At 72.0% G+C, this 19,874-nt stretch carries 18 protein-coding genes; 10 read left to right on the forward strand and 8 right to left on the reverse strand.

The window, feature by feature from the left end; translation table 11 throughout:
* Positions 1 to 271: 271 nt before the first annotated feature.
* The gene (locus ACYVNR_RS10025) at positions 272 to 1,342 is read left to right on the forward strand and encodes a LacI family DNA-binding transcriptional regulator (protein ID WP_045186656.1); all 1,071 of its coding nucleotides are present in this window, start codon (positions 272 to 274) and stop codon (positions 1,340 to 1,342) included.
* Here the strand turns inward: ACYVNR_RS10025 and ACYVNR_RS10030 are convergent.
* Positions 1,246 to 2,580: a lactate racemase domain-containing protein gene (locus ACYVNR_RS10030; RefSeq protein ID WP_461047922.1), complete on the reverse strand. Its 1,335-nt coding sequence runs from the start codon at positions 2,578 to 2,580 to the stop codon at positions 1,246 to 1,248. The two genes, ACYVNR_RS10025 and ACYVNR_RS10030, sit on opposite strands and share 97 nt — an antisense overlap.
* Positions 2,581 to 2,680: 100 nt before the next feature.
* Here ACYVNR_RS10030 and uxaC point away from each other — a divergent pair, with 100 nt between their 5' ends.
* The 6 genes from uxaC to ACYVNR_RS10060 all read left to right on the forward strand — a co-directional run bounded on the left by uxaC (position 2,681) and on the right by ACYVNR_RS10060 (position 9,469).
* Positions 2,681 to 4,108 (forward strand): glucuronate isomerase, encoded by a 1,428-nt coding sequence (gene uxaC / locus ACYVNR_RS10035; RefSeq protein WP_461047923.1) that lies wholly within the window; start codon positions 2,681 to 2,683, stop codon positions 4,106 to 4,108.
* Positions 4,105 to 5,535 carry a mannitol dehydrogenase family protein gene (locus tag ACYVNR_RS10040; RefSeq protein ID WP_461047924.1) on the forward strand — a complete coding sequence of 477 codons (1,431 nt, stop codon included), beginning with the start codon at positions 4,105 to 4,107 and terminating at the stop codon, positions 5,533 to 5,535. The genes uxaC and ACYVNR_RS10040 overlap by 4 nt, the downstream gene beginning before the upstream one ends.
* Positions 5,532 to 7,142: a gluconokinase gene (locus ACYVNR_RS10045; protein WP_461047925.1), complete on the forward strand. Its 1,611-nt coding sequence runs from the start codon at positions 5,532 to 5,534 to the stop codon at positions 7,140 to 7,142. The genes ACYVNR_RS10040 and ACYVNR_RS10045 overlap by 4 nt, the downstream gene beginning before the upstream one ends.
* 78 nt (positions 7,143 to 7,220) lie before the next feature.
* Positions 7,221 to 7,778 (forward strand): MFS transporter, encoded by a 558-nt coding sequence (locus ACYVNR_RS10050; RefSeq protein ID WP_461047926.1) that lies wholly within the window; start codon positions 7,221 to 7,223, stop codon positions 7,776 to 7,778.
* Positions 7,766 to 8,689, forward strand: coding sequence for an MFS transporter (locus tag ACYVNR_RS10055; RefSeq protein WP_461048304.1), 924 nt, complete (start codon positions 7,766 to 7,768; stop codon positions 8,687 to 8,689). The genes ACYVNR_RS10050 and ACYVNR_RS10055 overlap by 13 nt, the downstream gene beginning before the upstream one ends.
* Positions 8,690 to 8,779: 90 nt before the next feature.
* Complete coding sequence (locus ACYVNR_RS10060; RefSeq protein ID WP_461047928.1) at positions 8,780 to 9,469, forward strand: FadR/GntR family transcriptional regulator; 690 nt, start codon at positions 8,780 to 8,782, stop codon at positions 9,467 to 9,469.
* On the opposite strand, the gene ACYVNR_RS10065 is transcribed toward ACYVNR_RS10060, so the two are convergent.
* The gene (locus ACYVNR_RS10065) at positions 9,456 to 10,190 is read right to left on the reverse strand and encodes a GAF and ANTAR domain-containing protein (protein WP_461047929.1); all 735 of its coding nucleotides are present in this window, start codon (positions 10,188 to 10,190) and stop codon (positions 9,456 to 9,458) included. The two genes, ACYVNR_RS10060 and ACYVNR_RS10065, sit on opposite strands and share 14 nt — an antisense overlap.
* Before the next feature lie 203 nt (positions 10,191 to 10,393).
* Here ACYVNR_RS10065 and ACYVNR_RS10070 point away from each other — a divergent pair, with 203 nt between their 5' ends.
* The gene (locus ACYVNR_RS10070) at positions 10,394 to 11,647 is read left to right on the forward strand and encodes an FUSC family protein (RefSeq protein ID WP_461047931.1); all 1,254 of its coding nucleotides are present in this window, start codon (positions 10,394 to 10,396) and stop codon (positions 11,645 to 11,647) included.
* Positions 11,648 to 11,884: 237 nt separating this feature from the next.
* Here the strand turns inward: ACYVNR_RS10070 and ACYVNR_RS10075 are convergent, their stop codons facing one another.
* Genes ACYVNR_RS10075 through ACYVNR_RS10090 form a run of 4 tightly spaced genes read right to left on the reverse strand, consistent with a single transcriptional unit; the run spans position 11,885 to position 16,012 of the window.
* Positions 11,885 to 12,754 carry a glycosyltransferase family 2 protein gene (locus ACYVNR_RS10075; protein WP_461047933.1) on the reverse strand — a complete coding sequence of 290 codons (870 nt, stop codon included), beginning with the start codon at positions 12,752 to 12,754 and terminating at the stop codon, positions 11,885 to 11,887.
* Positions 12,751 to 13,851, reverse strand: a complete 1,101-nt coding sequence (locus tag ACYVNR_RS10080) for a glycosyltransferase (protein WP_461047934.1) — start codon at positions 13,849 to 13,851, stop codon at positions 12,751 to 12,753. Before ACYVNR_RS10080 ends, ACYVNR_RS10075 begins: the two co-directional genes overlap by 4 nt.
* Positions 13,848 to 14,927, reverse strand: coding sequence for a glycosyltransferase (locus ACYVNR_RS10085; protein WP_458800182.1), 1,080 nt, complete (start codon positions 14,925 to 14,927; stop codon positions 13,848 to 13,850). Before ACYVNR_RS10085 ends, ACYVNR_RS10080 begins: the two co-directional genes overlap by 4 nt.
* Complete coding sequence (locus ACYVNR_RS10090; protein ID WP_052677473.1) at positions 14,915 to 16,012, reverse strand: glycosyltransferase family protein; 1,098 nt, start codon at positions 16,010 to 16,012, stop codon at positions 14,915 to 14,917. Before ACYVNR_RS10090 ends, ACYVNR_RS10085 begins: the two co-directional genes overlap by 13 nt.
* 161 nt (positions 16,013 to 16,173) lie before the next feature.
* Here ACYVNR_RS10090 and ACYVNR_RS10095 point away from each other — a divergent pair, with 161 nt between their 5' ends.
* The gene (locus ACYVNR_RS10095; protein WP_461047936.1) at positions 16,174 to 16,911 is read left to right on the forward strand and encodes an ANTAR domain-containing protein; all 738 of its coding nucleotides are present in this window, start codon (positions 16,174 to 16,176) and stop codon (positions 16,909 to 16,911) included.
* Positions 16,912 to 16,929: 18 nt separating this feature from the next.
* On the opposite strand, the gene ACYVNR_RS10100 is transcribed toward ACYVNR_RS10095, so the two are convergent.
* Both ACYVNR_RS10100 and ACYVNR_RS10105 read right to left on the reverse strand, forming a co-directional pair.
* A complete protein-coding gene (locus ACYVNR_RS10100; protein ID WP_461047938.1) occupies positions 16,930 to 17,514 on the reverse strand; it encodes a DUF2231 domain-containing protein in 585 nt (194 codons plus the stop codon).
* Positions 17,515 to 17,557: 43 nt separating this feature from the next.
* Positions 17,558 to 18,055 carry a hemerythrin domain-containing protein gene (locus ACYVNR_RS10105; RefSeq protein ID WP_045192654.1) on the reverse strand — a complete coding sequence of 166 codons (498 nt, stop codon included), beginning with the start codon at positions 18,053 to 18,055 and terminating at the stop codon, positions 17,558 to 17,560.
* Positions 18,056 to 18,215: 160 nt separating this feature from the next.
* Between ACYVNR_RS10105 and ACYVNR_RS10110 the strand changes: the two genes are divergently transcribed.
* Complete coding sequence (locus ACYVNR_RS10110) at positions 18,216 to 19,844, forward strand: RecQ family ATP-dependent DNA helicase (protein ID WP_461047939.1); 1,629 nt, start codon at positions 18,216 to 18,218, stop codon at positions 19,842 to 19,844.
* The last annotated feature ends 30 nt before the right edge of the window (positions 19,845 to 19,874 follow it).

Consider the following 19,874-nt stretch of genomic DNA (forward strand, 5'->3'; position numbering starts at 1 on the left):
CATGCAGGTTCAGACGGTGCACCTGACGTCTGCTCAACCGCCACACTGTTGCGATCTCCGAGGTGAACGGGCGGTGCCTGAGTGGTTCTGGGATCGAGGTGGCCGTGATCCCGATCGTGGTCGTCCGGCGAGGCAGGTCTCGTGCCTCATCCACAGCGGCGATCGGATTGCTCTCTCAATGGGGGCGGGGGACGGATTGCGTTCTCGATGGGGAGGTGAGGGGGACGGATTGCTTTCTCGATGAAGGGGCGGGGTCACTAGGGTGGGCGGCATGGAGCGTCGCCCGACGATCTACGACGTCGCCGAGGCCGCCGGCGTCGCTGCCTCCACGGTGTCACGCGCCTTCGCCCGACCCGGGCGGGTCAACGCCGAGACGGCGGCCCGGATCTTCGAGGCGGCCCAGAAGCTCGGCTACCGGTCGGGGTCGCTCGCGGGACTCGTGCCCACCCGCACCCGCTCGATCGCGCTCGTCGTCACCGACATCACGAACCCGTTCTACGCCGACATCATCCGGGGCGCCCACGAGGCGGCGGGCGAGCTCGGCTACACGGTGCTCCTCTCGCACACCCAGGAGGACGCGCAGCTCGAGCGGGAGTGGACCGAACGCGAGCTGCGGGCCGTCGAGGGCGTGCTGCTGACCAGCTCACGCATGTCGGACCAGGCGATCCGCATGATGGCGAAGCAGAAGCCGTTGATCGTGCTCAACCGGCGGCTGCCCGAGGTGGCGAGCATCCTCGTCGACAACGCCCGCGGGATGCGCCGCGCCGTGGAGCACCTCGCCGAGCTCGGGCACGAGAGTGTCACCTACGTCGCCGGCCCCGAGTCGAGCTGGACCGACGGCGTGCGCTGGCAGGCGCTGCGCGAGGCGGCCTACGAGCTCGACCTCAAGGTCAAGCGGGTCGGGCCCAGCAACTCGCCGACGATCCAGGCGGGTTTCGCCCGCGCCCGCGAGATCTCGAACCAGCGCGCCACCGCGGTCATCGCCTACAACGACGTCGTGGCGATCGGGGTGCTCAAGGGCCTGCTGCGCCTGGGGCTCGACGTGCCGGGCGACGTCAGCGTCGTCGGCTTCGACAACACGCTCCTCGCCGAGATCACCGAGCCTGAGCTGACGACCGTCGCCGCACCACTGCATGCCATGGGCGCGACCGGGGTGCGCAACCTCGTGGCGATGGTCGGGGGAGCCGTGCCGAGCCGCGAGCCGATCGTCATGCCGATGCGGCTCGTGACCCGCCGCTCGACGGGTCAGCGCAGCCGGAAGAGGACCTCGCCGGCGTTGGGAACGACGAACGCGCCGCCCTCCGCCTCGGCGGCGACGTCGAGGGAGTCGGGGTCGAGGTAGCCGAGGTTGGCGGCACGGCATACGTCCTCGGGGATGCGGGTCGCGAGCGTCACCTGCACGCGCAGGCGCTCCTCGCCCGTGTCGGCGTCGTAGGTGCCGGCCCCCCGCAGGTGCGTCGAGTGGGCGAGCGTGCCCCAGTGGATGTGCTTGAAGCGATCCCACTGCTTCACGAAGTAGTCGCGGCAGTGGTAGCCGATCTCGTTGATCTCGGGGTGGCTCGTCGAGATCTCGCTGATGTGCGGTGCGTAGAGGATGACCTCGCCGCCGTCGGCCACCGCGGGCTCGAGCTTGTAGAAGCCCTTGGCGCCGGTCCAGATGTCGTCGTACATCTCGGGGATGACGGAGATGACGCGACGCACCGGCTCGTCGAGGTAGGTCACGTGGGTCTGGGCGCACACCTCGGCCGCGCTGGCCCACGACGAGATCGTGTCGCCGAACGAGATCGAGTGCAGCGCCTGCTCGCCACCGTGCGAACCCTTCTCGCCGACGACGCAGAAGGCGAGCTTCTCGGCCGGCACGAGCGACGCGCCCTCGTTGATGAGCGCCCGCACCGGCGTCACGGCGGTGGTCCCGATGATCTCCGCCGACGTGATGAGCGCCCCGATCCAGTGCGAGACGTCGATGATGTCCTGCCCGGCGACCCCCGGGAAGAAGTACTTGTTGCCGCCCGAGATGCCGACGACCTCGTGCGGCAGCACCGGCCCGACGACGAGGGCGATGTCGTGCTCGACGACGGCCCGGTTGAGCAGCACCCGCACGTCCATCGACAGGCGGCCCTCGGACAGCTCCGCCAGTCGGGTCGCGGGGATCGTGCCCAGGTCGGCGAAGGTGGTCTCGTCCCACCACTCGTGGTTGATGACGGTCATGCCGGGATAGGTCTCCTCGATGCGCCCCGGCTCGTAGCCCAGGTGCGCGGCGAGCGCGTCCTCGGTCATCGGCTGGTGGGTGCCGAGCGCGATGAGGGTCGTCATCCTCGTGGTCCGCCCGTGCAGCGCCTCGTGGACCGCGCCGACGAGCAGTGGCAGCGGGCACGTGCGGGTGCCGTCGGGCACGACGATGCACACGCTCTTGCCGTCGACGTCGGCCGCGGCCAGCTGCTCGTGGATGAAGCCGCGCACCTCGTCGGCCGTCAGGCGACTCTCGGCACCGCCGAGACGCGCCGCCCGCCGTGCAGCCATCTCTGGCGCCTCGTCGGCGTCAGGACCAGCGGGGGCAGGCTTCGGTGCGGTCGTCGTCATGGGCCCCACTCTCACCCGGCCGCCGAGGAGTGGCAAGCGCCCTGGGCAACAGGTGGCAACCCGTAGCCCGGCCACGCACCCGAGGCACACGATGGTTGGCATGACCACCCTTGCCGCGGCCCGACCGCTCGCCCTCGACCCCGATCGGCTGCTGCCCGTCGACCCCGGCACGCGCGAGATCGCCCGTCGGCTCTACGCCGCCGTCGCCTCGCTGCCGATCATCTCGCCGCACGGCCACGTGCCACCAGCATGGCTGGCAGACGACGTGCCGTTCACCGACCCGACGTCGCTACTCATCGCGCCCGACCACTACGTCTTCCGCCTGCTGCACGCCCAGGGCGTACGGCTGGACGACCTCGGCGTCGCCGGCCGGCCCCTCGACGCCGCCGCGTCCCGCAACGCCTTCCGCATCCTCGCCGAGCACTGGAAGTCGTTCCGGGGCACGCCGAGCCGCTTCTGGATGGACAGCGTGCTCGCCGACGTCTTCGGCGTGACGGAGCGGCTCGCACCCGAGACGGCCGACGCGATCTACGACCGCATCGCCGAGACGATCGCGCGGCCCGACTTCCGGCCCCGGTCCCTGATGGACCGGTTCGGCATCGAGGTGCTCGCCACGACGGACGACCCCGCTGACGACCTGCACCACCACCGCGTGCTGCGCGACGACGAGAGCTTCGCGCCGCGGGTCGTCCCGACGTTCCGTCCCGACCGCTACCTCGAGCCGTTTGGCGCCGGCTTCGCCGACCTCATGAGCGACCTGGCGCGCACCAGCGGCGTCGACACCGGCTCGTATGCCGGCTACATCGCCGCGCTCGAGGAGCGCCGCCGCTTCTTCAAGGCCAACGGCGCCGTGTCGTCGGACCACTCGCACGCCGACGTCGAGACGCTCGTGCTCGATGTCGCCGACGCGGCCCGCATCTACGACGCCGCCCTGAGGGGGGTCGTGAGCCCGGGCGACGCGACGGCGTTCCGTCGCCACATGCTCGTGGAGATGGCGAGGATGGCGACCGAGGACGGCCTCGTCATGACGCTGCACCCCGGCGTCCACCGCAACCACCACACACCGACGTTCGAGGCCTTCGGCGCCGACACCGGCCACGACATCCCGACGACCGTCGAGTTCACGAAGGGCCTGCAGCCGCTGCTCGACCGGTTCGGCACAGCTGACGGGTTCCAGCTGGTGCTCTTCACCCTCGACGAGACGGTGTTCTCGCGGGAGATCGCGCCGCTCGCCGGCTTCTACCCGAGCGTCTACGCCGGCGCCCCGTGGTGGTTCCTCGACGCCCCCGAGGCGGTGCGCCGGTTCCGCGGCGCGGTCACCGAGACGGCCGGCTTCTACCGCACGTCCGGGTTCATCGACGACACCCGCGCGTTCCTCTCCATCCCGGCGCGCCACGACATGTCGCGCCGCCTCGACAGCGGCTACCTCGCCCAGCTCGTCGCCGAGCACCGCCTCGACGAGGACGAGGCGCTCGAGACGGCCGTCGACCTCGTGACGTCGATCCCCAGGAAGGCGTTCAAGCTGTGAGCACCCGCACGAGCCCCACCCCGTCCAAGCCGCCGTATGCCGTCAGCGACGTGCCGGGGGAACGGCTGAGTCGCCGGCGCGCCGGCCGTCCCGCCGCCCCCGTGCGCATCGTCCACCTCGGTGTCGGCAACTTCTTCCGCGCGCACGCCGCGTGGTACACCGAGCACGCCCCCGACGCGGACGACTGGGGGATCGCCGCCTTCACGGGGCGGTCGGCCGCCGTCGCCGACGCGCTGTCCGCCCAGGACGGCCTCTACACGCTGCTCGTCCGGGGTGAGCAGGACGCGCGCCCTGAGGTGGTGTCGAGCCTCAGCGCGGTCCACCCAGGCAACGACCTCACGTCGCTTCGCCGCTACCTGGCGGACCCTGCTGTGGTCGTCGTGACGACGACGGTGACCGAGGCCGGCTACAAGCGCGCGGGTGACGGTGGCCTCGACGTCACTGATGCTGACGTGGCGGCGGACATCGCTGCGCTGCAGGCCGATCCGGTCGACGGAGCCGTCACCACGACGCCCGGTCGTCTCGTCGCGGGCCTCTTGGCGCGACGCGCTGCGGGAGCAGGCGCTCTCGCCGTCGTCCCCAACGACAACGTGCCCGACAACGACGAGATGGTGGCCCGGGTCGTCGGCGAGCTGGCCGTCCGTGTCGACCCCGACCTCGCTGCCTGGATCGACGACAACGTCTCGTTCGTGACGACGATGGTCGACCGCATCACCCCCCGCACCACCGACGACGACCGTGCCGCGGTGCGCGAGCTCACCGGCTTCGACGACGCGGCCGTCGTGCCCACCGAGCCGTTCTCGGAGTGGGTGCTGGCCGGGGACTTCCCGGGCGGTCGACCGGCCTGGGACGCCGCCGGTGCGCGGGTCGTCGACGACGTGCGCCCCTTCGAACGCCGCAAGCTGTGGCTGCTCAACGGCTCTCACTCGCTCATGGCGTATGCCGCGTCGGCCCTCGGGCACGAGACCGTGGCCGACGCGATCGCCGACCCCGTCGTCAGGTCCTGGGTCGAGGAGTGGTGGGACGCAGCAGGACCCCACCTCGACCTGCCCGCCGACGACGTGACGAGCTACCGTGCGGCGCTGCTCGACCGCTACCGCAACCGGGGCATCCGACACCTGCTCGCCCAGATCGCCGCCGACGGCTCGCAGAAGGTGCCGATCCGTGCGGTTCCCGTCATCCGCGCCGAGCTCGACCGCGGTGTCGCAACGCCCGGAGCCACGCGTCTCGTCGCCGCCTGGGTGGCCCACCTGCGCGGGCTCGGTGCCCCCGTCACCGACGCGCGCGCCCGCGAGGTGACCGGGCTGGCCTCCGGCACCGTCGAGGAAGCCGCGCGCCGGACGCTCGCGTGGCTCGACCTCGACGACGAGCGGCTCGTCGCCGTCGTGTCGCGGCAGGTGCACGACCTCGAGGCCAGGTCGCGATGACCGCTGCGCCCCGCGTCGTGATCGGTCTCGACGTCGGCACGACCGCCGCCAAGGCCGTCGCGTTCGGCATCGGGGAGTGGCAGCCGGTGGAACGTGTCTCGGCGGTCCACGAGTACCCGCTCGTCCGACCCCGGTCGGGCTGGCGGGTGCAGGACCCCGGGGCGGTCCTGCGCGCCGTCGACCGCGCGCTCTCGGACGTCGTCGCTGCGCTGGAGGGCACCACCGTGGTGGAGGCCGTCTCGATCAGCACCGCCATGCACGGGGTCATCGCCCTCGACCGCGACCAGCAGCCGCTCACCCCGATCGTGACGTGGGCCGACGCGCGGGCCCGGGACGAGGCACGAGAGCTTCGCGCGACGCCGACGGCGGCCGAGCTGCAGCGATCGTCGGGCACGCCGGTGCACTCGATGTCGCCGCTGACGAAGCTGCGCTGGTTCTCCCGTCACGAGCCGGAGCTGACGGCCCGAGCCGCCACCTGGGCCGGCCTCAAGGACCTCGTCGTCCACGCCCTCACCGGACGGGTCGTCACCGAGCTGTCCTCGGCCAGCGGCACCGGCCTGCTCTCCATCGCGGACCGCACCTGGGACCCTCGCGCCCTCGAGCTCGCCGGCGTGCGCCGCGACCAGCTGCCCGAGGTCCTGCCGACCACGAGCTCCCTCCCGCTCTCGGCGTCGGCTGCCGCTCGCACCGGCCTGCCGCCCGGCACGCCGGTGGTGCTGGGCGCCGGTGACGGGCCGCTCGGCAACCTCGGCACGGGCGCGCTGCGTCGCGGTGTCGCCGGACTCTCGCTGGGGACGAGCGGCGCTCTGCGGCTCGTCGTGGACGAGCCGTTCGCGGACCCGACAGGGCGGCTCTTCTGCTACGCCCTGACCGACGACAGATGGGTCGTCGGCACCCCCATCAGCAACGGGGGAGCGGTCGTGCGCTGGGCAGGCTCGGTGCTCGCCGCGGACCTGCCCGAAGGCCCCGACCGCGATGCCGACGTGCTCGCGCTTGCCGCGGGCGTGCCGCCCGGCAGCGAGGGGCTCGTCATGCTGCCGTTCCTCCTCGCCGAACGCGGGCCGCTCTGGGACGCCGACGTCCGAGGAGCCTTCCTCGGGCTGCGCCAGCACCACACGAGGGGCCACTTCGTGCGGGCGGCCGTCGAGGGCGTGGCGTTCCAGCTGGCCACGGTGCTCGACGGGCTCGACACCGTCGGCCCGGTGACGTCGATCCGTGCGACCGGTGGTGTCTTCCGCGCACCGCTGTGGCGCGAGGTGCTCGGGGGAGTCCTCGGCCGCCCGCTCCTCGTGACGGCCGGCGCGGAGGGGTCTGCGCTCGGCGCTGCAGCCCTGGGCCTGCACGCGATCGGAGAGGCGCCAACGCTCGAGTCCGCCCTGGAGGCGCTGGCGCCCGGCCTGCTCGATGCCGACCCGCTGGGGGCGGACACGATCGTCCCCGACGCCGCCGACGTCGCCGCGTACCGCGCGGCCCGGGACTCGGCCGCGGGGCGACTGCGCGAGCTCGCAGCGGCCGCCGACCTGCTCGCCGTTCCCACGCCCGGACCGGGCGCCACCGACGCCGCTCAGAGCCGGTCGGCCACCACCCCGGCAACAAGCGGCAACTGATTGCCGGGTGCGGTCCGCCGGACCTGTACTTGAAACATCACCCGGCAGAAATGCCCAGCCCACAAAGGAGTTCGGCTGATGGCCTCCATCACCACAGAGCAGATCGCTCAGAAGTTCATCGACGAGCGGCTGCCCAAGCGCTCGGTCGTCGGCTACGGGTTCGGCGACTTCGCCAACAACCTGGCCTTCACGCTGAGCACGGCGTTCCTGCTGTACTACTACACCGACGTCGCGGGTCTCTCGGCCGCCGCCGTCGCGACGATGTTCTTCGTCGTGCGGCTCTGGGACGCCTTCGCTGACATGTTCGCCGGCCGGCTCGTTGACCGGACGATGACGCGGATGGGCAAGTTCCGTCCCTTCATCCTCTTCGGCGCCGTGCCGCTCCTCTTCCTCAGCTTCCTCACGTTCCACGTGCCGAGCTCGCTCGAGGACGGCGCCAAGCTCCTGTACGCGTACGTCACCTACGCCGTTCTGGGGCTGCTGTACTCGCTCGTCAACATCCCCTACGGCTCCCTCGCCTCGGCGATGACGCAGTCGGTCAAGGAGCGTGCCAAGCTGGTCCGTCCCGCTTCTTCGGCGGCGCCGTCGGCGGCATCGTCCTCACCTACATCATCGCGCCGAAGATCTCCGACCTGAAGTCGGAGAAGAAGACGCTGAGCGCCGCCCAGTACCAGGAGAAGGTCCAGGCGATCTTCACCCAGACGACCCTGCTCTTCATCGTCATCGGCTCGCTGGCCTACCTCGTCACCTGGTACCTCTGCCGCGAGCAGGTCGTGCGCACCGCGCCTCGGGTGTCGCTGCGCGAGACCTGGGACACGCTCCGCAGCAACAAGCCGCTCGGTTACCTGTGCGCCGCGAGCTTCTTCTACCTGATCGGGCTGTTCGCCGTCGGTGGCGCCTCGGCCTACTACGCGCAGTACGTCATGGGCGACATCAAGTGGCTCGGCCCGATCACCCTCGTCAACAGCGGCATCTCCATCGTCGCGGCTCCGTTCATCCCGAAGCTCGTCGACCGATTCGGCAAGAAGTCCCTCTTCCAGTGGTGTGGCCTGTTCACCGTCGTGGGCGGCATCGCCCTCTTCTTCACCCCGACCGGCGCGGCCGCTCCTGCTCTGATCTTCCTCGGCATCAAGGGAATCGGTGCCGCACTGATCAACACGATCATGTTCGGGCTCGAGGCCGACACGGTCGAGTACGGCGAGTGGAAGTCGGGCACGCGCTCCGAGGGCGCGACGTATGCGGTCTTCTCCTTCACGCGCAAGATCACCCAGTCGATCGGCGGCGCGGTCGGTGCCGCAGCCCTCGCCTTCGGCGGCTACCTCTCCGCCACCGCGGCGGTGCCGAACCCGGTGCAGCCCGAGTCGGCGGTCACGGCCATCCGATTCACCATCGGCCTGCTGCCCGCCCTGGTCGCTCTCATCGCGATGGTGATCTTCTGGAAGTACCCGCTGAGCGACCAGCGCTTCCGCGAGATCCGCAACGAGACCGAGCTGCGCAAGGCCCGGCAGGGCCACCTCGTGCAGCCCGACGGCACCGTCGTCGACTGACCCCACAGGGCCGGTGCCGCGCAGCCCGCGCGACACCGGCCCTTTCCTTGTCCTTTTTCCCTGTCCGCCCGCAGAGCCCCAGGAGGCCTCATGAGCACCACCGGCGCCATCGGAGCCCCCGTGTCTCGGGCCTTGCACGCACGGCTCCTCGACACGCTCGCACGCGAGATCGTCTCGGGTGACCTGCCGGCCGGGACGGTGCTGCGCATCGACCAGCTCGACGAGCGCCACGGCGTGTCCCGGTCGGTCGTGCGTGAGGCGGTGCGGGTGCTCGACTCGATGGGCCTGGTCGAGGCGCGCAAGCGTCTGGGCGTACGCGTGCTGCCGAGCTCGTCGTGGAACGTGTTCGACCCGCGGGTGATCCGGTGGCGTCTGGACGGCCCGGGGCGTGAGGAGCAGCTGCTGTCGCTGGGTGACCTGCGGCGCGGGATCGAGCCGGTGGCGGCCGAGCTGGCGGCGGCGCACGCGAGCCCGGAGCAGTGCGGGGCGATGGTCGGGGCGGTGGTGCAGATGGCGGTGCACGCGAAGTCCGGGGACCTCGAGGCGTACCTGCGGGCCGACCAGCTGTTCCACGCGACGTTGCTCGCGGCATCGGGCAACGAGATGCTCGCCGCGCTCGGCGACGTCGTCGGCGAGCTGCCCTCCGCGATACCCGGCGCCGCGGTGGTGCGCGCCCACGGCGACGTGTCCGAGGCCGTCCAGTCGAGCGACGCCGCCTCGGCCGCCGCAGCCATGCTGCGGGTCGAGTGCGGGCGATGCGGGGGACTCAGCGCCCTGTGAGCACGTCTTCCAGCGGTCCGGAGAGGGTTCCGGTCTCGACGAGCTCGGCCGCGAGGTCGCTGAGCTTGCGGTTGCTCTGCTGGCTGGCCCGCCGCAGGCGTTCGAAGGCCTGACCGGAGGGGATGCGCAGGCGTTCCGTCAGGATGCCGATGGCTGCGCCGATCGTGCGGCTGTTGCGCAGGGCCACCTCGAGGTTGTCGGCGCGGTCGCCACTGATCTCGGCAGCGATGGCGAGAGCCGCGTGCTCGGTCAGCAGGTGGGCCCGCTCGACGGCCTCGGCGTCGAACGCACCCGGCTCGGCGGCATACATGGTGAGCACCCCGACCGTCGTGTCGTGCACGCGGATGGCCACCGAGAGGACCGAGCGCACGGCAGTCTCCTGCAGGATCCCGTCGCGGTAGTCCGGGAACCGGTCGTCGCAGGCCAGGTCGGGGGAGTGGACGGTGCCCCCATCGTCGAAGGCGACGATGCCGGGACTCGTGCCCGCGCGGCTGGCGATGCGCGCGACGGTGGCCCCGAAGGCCTCGTCGGAGCTCGCCGAGTGCTTGGCGGGGTGGTCGGTCAGGTGCGGGCTCACGGCGACGGCTGCCCACCGGCAGGGGATGAGCTCGACGGCACTGCCCACGATCGTCTCCAGCGTCGAATCGAACCCATCCGTCTCGACCAGGCTGCGCGCGAGAGAGGCGAAATCGTAGGCCGACGACTGTCTCAGGTCGGTCATGACTGCATCATCGCACCAGGGGCGCCGCAAGTGTGGTCATCCGCTGCGGGAGTGCTGGTCCGCCTCGGGCCAAGAGCCGGTGCTCGCGCGGCCGCGACGTCGCCGTGGGACGTGTGACGCCCGTCGGCGTCCGAGCTCGTGGCGACGTGGGTACGTCGCCCCGGAGTGGGGCACCCCCTCACCCCACTCGCCAAGGAGTGATGGTGAGCACGTGGCGAGACGACACCACGACCCGCCTCCGCGCGCTCGGGCGTGCGCTGAGGCAGCCCGGGCCCGAGCGCGACGCGCTGCTGCTGCTGGTCAAGTCGGCCGTGGCAGCGGTCGTGGCCTGGCAGTTCGCGCTGCACGTGCTGCACAGCTCCGCGCCGTTCTACGCCCCGATGGCGGCCCTGCTCGTCGTCGACCGCACGATGGTCCGCTCGCTCGCGGCCAGTGTGCAACGCATCGCGGCGGTGGTCCTCGGTCTCGCCGTGGCGTGGGTGGTGGCCATCCTCGTCGGAATCACCTGGTGGTCGATGCTAGGGGTCCTTCTCTTCGCGCTGGTCATCGGTCGCTGGGGGAGGCTCGGCGACCACGGCATCCAGGTGCCCACCATGGTGCTGCTCTCCTTCATCACGGTGAAGGGCACCGATGAGCAGTTCACCTACCTCACCATCGTCGAGACGGTGGTCGGCGGGCTGATCGGCGTTGCGGTCAACGCCGTCGTGTTCGCGCCCCTGCACCTGACCAAGCCCCGTCAGCGAGTCGCGGCGCTCGGCCGTCAGGTCCACGACCTGCTCGAGGAGATGGCCGCTGGCGTGCGCGGCGAGTGGAGCCACGACAGCGCGCAGGCGTGGTACCGCCGCGGCAGCGCGATCGCCGACCGTGCGCCGCTGGTGATCGAGGACATCCACACGGGCCGCGAGAGCACTCGTCTCAACCCGCGCGACAACCTGCGGCCCGTCGACGTCGACTGGGAGGGGTACGAGCACACCGTCAACGCCCTCCGGCGGATGCTCTGGCAGGTCACCGGCATCGCCCGCACCCTGGTCGATGCCGGCGACGCCGACCGCCAGCAACCAGCGCCGTCACCGACCTTCCTGCACCGGTACGCCGACGCCCTCGACGCGCTGGCGACGGCCGTCGAGCAGCTGGGCCGGCACGACGACGTGGCCGACGCAGCGTTTGCGGACGCGACGGAGCGCGCGCTCGGCGTGCTCGAGGTCCTGCGCGAGGAGGTGCGCACGACGCCCCTGCCCGATCCGGACGCGTGGCCCGTCTACGGCTCGCTCATCAGCGACTCGCTGCGGGCGGTCCGGGAGCTCCAGCTCTCGCACGACGTCGCCTCGTTGCCGACCGACACCGGGCCGCTCCGGGTCGAGCGGTCATGGGGCCGTGGCAGCTCCTCGACCGCACCGCCCGCTGCCGACGGCGGTGACCCGCCCGACGACCCCGCGGGTGACGCTGACCGGACGTGAGGCCCCGGACGTAAGGCCCCGGACGTAAGACCCGATACGGCGGCCGGACGCAGCGACCGGGCTCCTGCTCGACGTCCACGGCGGGGTGCGCCGGTCAGACTCGAGCCGCTCTGGGTAGGGCGTCAGGAGCGCCACCGCCTGGCTCCAACCACGTGGCACAGGCGGTGGCGCGCACATCATCGCCCCACGCCGCCCGCCCGGGCAAGACCACCGTCAGTGCCCTGGACGCGGGCTGCGTCAGGTGGTGTCGCCCGTGGTCGTGCGCCACCGACCGCCGGGTTCGCGACGCGCGAGGCCGAGCGTTGCGAACGCCTCGAGCCAGCCCTCCATGGGCCACCAGCCCCAGCGCCGTGCGAAACGGTTCGCGTTGGCCACGATGTCGTCGAGGTGCTGCGTGGGCGGGTCATTCGTCGGATGGTGCTGGTGGTAGGCGCGGGCCCCACCGACCCAGACCATCGCCCCGCCGAGGTGCGCCAGTCGCTGGCCGAAATCGGTGTCCTCGCCGCCGTAGCCGACGTACCCTTCGTCGAAGCCACCGGCCGCGGCCCAGGTCCGCGCCGTGGTCGCGAAGGACAGGGACCAGAACAGACGCAGGTCATCGGCCACGCGCACCTCGTCCGGGGCGAGCACAGGCCGGGCGCCGTGTGGGGCGGCCAGCGCGTCCAGGTCGAGCTCGAGGTAGTCGCGGCCGGCAGGGGCAGGCGGCAGGTACGCCACCTCGCCGGCCCAGACGAGAGGTCGACGGGCGTCGTCCGCCTCCATCACGGCGCCGTACCGCTCGACCAGTCGCGGAGACGGGATGCAGTCGACGTCGAGCACGACGAGGCGGGTGGCTCCCAGCTGCACAGCGCTGGCCGCACCGAGGTTACGTGCAGCCGCCAGGGGCAGACGCCCGCGGACCCGCCCGATCGAGGGGACCACGACGGTGGGCACGTGCGCTGCGAGCGGGCTGTGGCGCACCACCGGTTCGACGTCGTCGTCGTCCATGGCGACGACGACGAGGACGTCGGGCGACCGTGTCTGCACCGCCAGCCCCGACAGGAGCCTGGCGAGGTGGTCGTGCCGGCGATGCACGATGGTCACCACCGCCGCCCGGTTCGCCGTCACGACGCGGCTCGTGCCGGGGCAGGCCGCGCTTCCACGGTCTCGGGCACGGCTCGCCCCGGGGTCCGTGCACCGTCCGAGGGGGCCGTGCCGGCCATCGCATCGAGCCGGGCCGCCGCGTCGGCAGCCCCGTGTCCCGACGACCACCTGGCCCAGCCGTCGCCCCTGATCGCGAGGGCGTGGTCCAGCAGCCCGGGCCAGTCCGCGGCATCGCGTGGCCAGCGCCGCAGCCCCACACCCGCCCGGAGTCGTGCCACGGCGGCAGCGGTGGCCCCCTGCTCGTCGAACGGCCGGCGCTGCGGCACGACGACCGCCGGGCGGCGTGCGGCCGCCACGTCGGCGACCGCGCCCTGCCCCGCGTGGGTGACGACGACGTCGGCGGCCCGGAGGTCGGACCAGAGGTCGGGGGAGGGCGACCGCGGACTGCGCTCGACCCACTGCCAGCCGGGAGTGGCTGCCCGAGCCGCCGCCACGTCGGCTTCGGTCACGTCGGTGCCGCCGGCGCCCCACACGAGCAGCACCCGGCGGGGCGTGTCGCGGCCGGCCACCGGGGCGCCGGGGCCGACGCTCGGGACGGTGCGCGCGTCGAAGCGGGAGACGCCGCCGACGGCCCACAGCTTGCGGCGCCACGCGTCGGGCCAGCCGGCGGTGTGCGCGCCTTCGGGCCACGGAGCGAGCAGTGCGTCGGCGAGGTCGTACGCGAGCCGGTGCGGGCGGTCCCACCGGGCGCCAGGCATGGCCACGACCACCACGGGCACGCCGGCGAGCCGGGCAAGCACGGACACCTCGACCGAGACGTCCACGACCATGAGAGCCGGCCGGGCGTCCGCGATCCACGACGTGAGCCGCGCCGTCCGGTCGGCGAGGCCCGGGTCATGGCGCGGCACCCAGTGCAGCGTGCCGCGGGCCGTCACGTCGAGGGCCTGGACCTCGGCGGGACCCGCGCCGTCGTCGCGCTCCAGCCGGACCCACGGCCCACTCCAGGAGGCCGGCCGAGGCATCGAGCCGAGCCCCGTCACCGGGGAGCGCAGCTCGCGGGCGACGGACAGGAAGCGCATGAGGTGACCGTTGCCGTGGTGGTGCACGTAGTAGCCGATCATGCCGCTCCCACCTGCGACACGAGCGCGTGGTAGACGCTCACGTAGTCGTCGACCATGCGGCTCACCGAGCAGGTGGTCTCCGCATGCATACGGCAGGCGGCACGGTCGAGGCGCACGGCACGCTCGACCGCGTGCGCGGCGGTCTCGTCCGACACGTCCGGTGGCAGGAGCATGCCCACACTCGGGTGCACGAACTCGCGCAGGCCGCCGCGGTCCAGGGCGACCACCGGGGTGCCACAGGAGAGGGACTCGGCCGCGACGAGACCGTAGGGCTCGTCCCACTCCGGGGTGACCAGCGTCGCCGCGCTCGAGCCGAACAGGGTGACGAGCTCGTCGGTGCCGAGGTGGCCGACGTACTCGACACCGCCGCCCAGGAGCGGGGCCACCTGCAGCTCGAAGTAGTCGCGGTCTCCGACCGGACCCGCGAGCAGCAGGCGACGGCCGGAGGCCCGCGCCATCGCGATGGCGCGGTGCGGGGCCTTCTCGGGGACGATGCGTCCGGCCCAGGCCAGGTGGCTGCCGCCGACGCCGGCCGTCCACCTGCGGACGTCGATGCCGTTGTGGACGACTCGCGCCGGTGTGACGTGCGACCAGGACCTGGCCGTGTGCGAGCTCACCGCCGTGAAGTGGTTCCGGGGGTGCCCGGACCTCGACATGGCGATGTCGACTGCCGGCTCCAGCCACGGTGTCGGTGGCGTGTGGAGCGTCGTGAGGGTCGGCATGGGCAGCGAGTCAGCCATGGCCACGGGCAGGTGGTGGAGGCTGTTGTTGTGCACGATGTCGACGTCGTGTCGCTGCCTCAACGAGAGCATCACCTGCAGGTAGGCGTGGTGGGTGCGCAGCCACGACTCGGGCACCATCGCGACGTCGGCACGGGCCGCGTCGCTGAGACTGAGAGGCGGGACGTCCAGGTGCGTGACGTCCAGGACGGGGTCGCTACCGGGGGCGGCGAAGACCGTGACGTCGACGTCGCGCTCGCGCAGACCCCGGGCCAGGTGCCACGTCAGCGACTCCAGGCCGCCCGCGAAGGGCTCCGCGATCGGATAGGTCGACGAGGCGATGATCACGACGTGCATGCAGCACCCCTGTCCCTCACCACCGCAAGGACGTCCGAGTAGACCTCCTCGTGCACCCTGGCGATCTCCGCCCGCTCGCGACGGCGGTCGCCAAGGTCCGCACGCCACTGGGGGCGTTCCACGAAGGCCCGGCGCAGGACGTCCCCCAGCGCAGGCGCGCCTGACTCGACGCGCCCGCTGCCCTGGGCGGCATACGTCAGGCACGGCCGCTGGTCGGCGTAGTAGCCGCAGTCGGGGGCGGCCACGACGGTGCCGAGGTCGTAACAGGCCTCGAGCCACCCGGAGTGCGTGCCGAACCGGTAGGGGAGCACGGAGACGTCGAGCGACTGGAGGTAGTCCCACAGCTCGTCGTCGGTGAAGAAGTCGTGCACGTGCAGGTCCACGAGGCCCGCCGCCTCGAGCCGGTGCAGGTGCGCGGCGAGGTCGGGAGCGTGACGGTCGTAGCCCGGAGTCATGACATCCGTGTGCGCGTCGACCCGCAGTCTCGCCCCCGGCAGCTCACCGAGGACCGCGACGATCTCGTCGATGACGGGCAACGGGTCCATTCCGGCTCGAAGGCTCTTGACGTGCACGCCGATGACGAAGCCCTCATGCGGCTCGCGCGCCACGGCGGCACGCTCCGGCTCCACGACGTGGGGGTGTGGCACGACGAGGGCTTCCCGGCCCCAGCGCGCGCGGATCTCCGCGGCAGCGCCGGGCGTGAGGGTCAGCACCCGGTCCGCCGACTCGACCAGCACGCCCAGCTGGGCCGCGTGGAGCTCGGGCTCGACGTGGTGCGGGTTGCGCAGGTCGTGGACCGTGACGACGAGCGGCTTGCCGTGCCGACGCAGCTCGACAACCAGCTCGGCCAGCTCGGCGGGGGAGACGGCATCGAACCCGAAGTGCACGTGCATGAGATCGAACTCGTCGGCATGACTCGCTACCCATCCCGGCTCCAGCATCCGCGGCGGCCACCACTGCGCATCGGGAACATCCGCCCGGGGCTTCGGGTCGGGAAGGCGGATGACAGAGCCGATGTCGTCGGGCGAGCTGAGGTGACGCACGTAGACGTGGCTCGAGGGGACGGAGGCGATGACAGGGCTCAAACCGGGTGCCTTTCGAAGCAGGCACACGGCGCACCGCGTGAGGGGGCGCCGGCGCATTCGGGGGCCGCGTGGCTGGAGCCTCCACAAGGGGTGGTACCCGTTGCGATGCCCGCTCAGACGCGAGCGGGCATGATCGCTGCTCCACTGGGTAGTTCACTGTCATGGAGCCCACTCGAGAGACCGGCGAAGCACTCGCGGAGCTCGAGAGCTACGGCGACATGGACCTTCGGGAGGACCTGCGCCAGCTCGTCGACGAGGCCAAGCGGAGCGTTCCGGAGCTGGTCGGCGTCAGCCTGGGCCTGCTGGTGGAGGGTCTGGTGCTCACCTACGTCGCCAGTGACCTCGACGTGGCGGTGCTCGACGGCATGCAGTACCTCGAGGCGGGGCCGTGCACCGTGGCCACCGAGACCGGAACCGTTGTGCAGACGAGCGCGGATGGCTTGTTCGACGAGGAGAGCTGGCGGTCGTTCGCGCAGGCGACGGCGGCCTACGGGGTGCGCAGCACCCTCTCCCTCCCCTTCATGCGCAACGGCGTCGTCACCGGCGGCGCCAACTTCTACGGCTCCGGTGCCCGCACGTTCGACGGGCACGTGCAGCAGCTCGCCTCGCTCTTCGGCGCCTGGCCACAGGGCGCGGTCCACAACGCCGACCTGGAGTTCCAGACGAGGGTCCAGGCGACCCAGAGCGTGGGCAACCTCAGGGATGCACGGGTGATCGATGTCGCCATCGGGGTGCTGATCGCCCAGGGCGCCGTGGACCCCGCCGAGGCCGAGACGCGACTGCGCGAGGCCGCCGCGCGGGCCGGCGTCCCACTCGCGGTGCTCGCCCGCGCCGTGGTGGCGACGTACGAGGGCCAGCAGGACGACGGCGGGCAGGACGTCGTCGGCCCCGGAGGGTGAGCCGCGAGTCCGGCCGGGTCAGAGCACGCCGACGTCGTCGGGGCTGGGCGCCACCGCCGTGGTCGTGCCGATCTTCTCGCCGATGGCGAGATGCCCACCGAGGTACGCCGACAGCCCAGCCACCGTGAGACCGGCCAGTCCCAGCGCGACTCCTCGGCTCCGGTGGCGCGGCCGGGCTGCCCACGACGCGGCATACAGCCCGACCGACAGGACGTTGAGACCCCCGTGCACGAGGGCCACACGCCGGGGTCTCGGGCCGATGCCGGCGTACTCGGCCACGCCGGTGAGCGCCGCGGCAGGCGCCGAGGCCAGTCCGGCGGCGACCAGGCGCCGGGAGGCGCTGGCCGCCCCGCGCCCGCCGACGAGATCGAGCAACGCCGCGGAGGTCCAGAAGCCGATGGGCAGGTCGGTGAGGAAGGGGTGCGCGGCGTGCCCGATGGCCTCACCCGTCACGAGGCGCCGCCAGGCGCCCGTGCCACGGAGGTGAGCGGCGATGGGGGCGAGAGCGTCGGCCGGTGCGTCGAGCGACGTGCGGCCTTCCACCAGTCGCTCGACGAGACCGACCGCGGGGCTCGACGAGGTCGTTCCAGGGGATGGGTTCATGCCGAGTCCCTACCCCCTCGGGTGGTCCTCGAACGGTGCGACGTCAGGAGATGACGGCGTCGACCGCCTTCTTCATGGCACTCGGCTGCTCGGGCCGGCGAGGGGCCTTCTTCCGCGCTGCGAGAAGCTCCTCACCGAGCTCCTGGAGCTGCTTGCGGCCCAGCCCCTCACGCACCTTGGGGAACCACTCCTGCTCTTCCTCCTCCATGTGGTGCTCCACGTTCTCGATGAGGACGGTCGTCTTGGCGTCGAAGCGCTCGTCGGTGGCGTCCATGGCGGCGAGCTCCATGCACAGCACGTCGGCCACGTGGTGCTCCTCGTACGACTCGAGCACGTCGTCCTCGAGGTCGGGCAGCAGCTGTCGCACCCTGGGGTACATCACCTCGTTCTCGACGTAGGTGTGCACGGTGAGCAGCTCGAGGATCGTGTCGACGATGGTCTGCTTCTGCACCGGGGTGAGGTCGGCCTTGCGAAAGGCCCGGAACTGCTTGCGCACCTCCTGGTGGTCGTTCTTCAACAGGACGATGGCGTCGTTGGACATGGCGCTCTCCTCTGGGTGCTCGGTCAGTGGTGGGTCGGTGGTCTGTCGGTGGTGGTCCCGGCTGCCGGGTCCACTGCCCCCATACCCACCCGCACGACGCTGGCCCGTCGTGGAGCTGCTCGGCCGCTCGCGGCAGCGTCGCGGAGGGTAGGAGTGGCCCGTGCCCCACGTAACCCGTGAAGACCTGCAGCGCGTCGCGACCGAGTCGTTCGGCTGGGAACGGCTGCACGACTACCAGCTCGACGCGATGGAGCAGGTGCTCGCTGGACGGGACCTGCTCGCCGTGCTGCCCACTGGGGCAGGGAAGTCGGCCATCTACCAGCTCCCGGCCCTGCTCATCGACGGCCCAGCCGTCGTCGTGTCACCGCTCCTCGCGCTCCAACGCGACCAGGTCGAGGCCCTGGACCGGGCCGGTGTGGGCGGGGCGTTCCTGGTCAACTCGCTTCAGTCGGCCGGCGAGCGTCGGGCAGCGTGGGACGCCCTCGCGCAGGGCGATGCCCGCTACGTCTTCCTCTCACCCGAGCAGCTGGCCGGCGACGACGCCGTGGAGCGTCTGGCGGGCGCCCGCCCGGGGCTCTTCGTCGTCGACGAGGCACACTGCGTCTCGTCCTGGGGACACGACTTCCGGCCCGACTACCTGAGGATGCGGCCGGTCGTCGAGAGGCTCGGGCACCCTCCCGTCGTTGCGCTGACGGCCACCGCAGCACGGCCGGTCCGCGACGACATCGTCGAGCGCCTCGGGATGCGCGAGGTGGCCGAGACCGTGACGAGCTTCGACCGCCCGAACCTCCGGCTCCGGGTCGCCTTGCTGACGGAGGCCGACGAGCAGCGCCAGGCGGTGGTCGAGCGCGCCGTCGAACTCACCGCCGACGGCCACGCGGGCATCGTCTACGTCAGCCGACGGGTGGACGCCGACCGACTGGCGGAGGAGCTGGCGAGCCGCGGTGCACGCGCTGCCGCCTACCACGCCGGCATGACGGCCGCCCGCCGTGAGTCGGTGCACGATGCCTTCCTCTCCGACGAGGCGGCGGTCGTCGTGGCGACGTCGGCCTTCGGGATGGGCATCGACAAGCCGGACCTGCGCTTCGTGCTGCACGCGGCGGCGCCCGACTCGCTCGATGCCTACTACCCGCAGATCGGCAGGGCGGGCCGCGACGGTGAGCCGGCGGCGGCAGAGCTGTTCTACCGCCCCGAGGACCTGCACCTGCACGCCTTCCTCACGGCAGCGAGGGCACCGGAGGACGCCCTCAGGCGCGTCTCGAAGGCGCTGCGCGACGCTGACGGACCCGTGGGGACGCGCGAGCTCGATCGCGCCACGGAGCTCTCGCGGGCCGTGCGAACGAGAGCCGTCAACCTGCTCGAACAGGTCGGCGCCCTGCGAACGGTGCGGCGCGGCAAGGTTGCCCACGCCCGCGACGTGTCCACCGCGGAGGCCGTGACTGCCGCGGTGGAGCGAGCCGAGGCGCACCAGGCGCTGATCCGCTCGCGCATCGAGATGATGCGCGGCTACGCGGAGACGAGCGGCTGCCGGCGCCAGTTCCTGCTCGGCTACTTCGGCGAGCACCTGGGCGAGCCGTGCGGCAGGTGCGACCGCTGCGAGGCCGGCACGGCACTGGCCCGGCGCGAGAGCAACGGGCCCTTCGAGCTGGACGCGCCCGTCACGCACGATGACTGGGGCGACGGCATCGTCATGGCCGTCGAGGAGGACCGCATCACGGCCCTTTTCGACGCCGTCGGCTACCGCACCCTCTCCATCGAGGCTGTGACGAGCTCTGGCGTCCTGCGCTGACCGGTGGTCTCACCGGCAGCGGCAACGGGC

It is taken from the genome of Terrabacter koreensis, assembly GCF_054783315.1.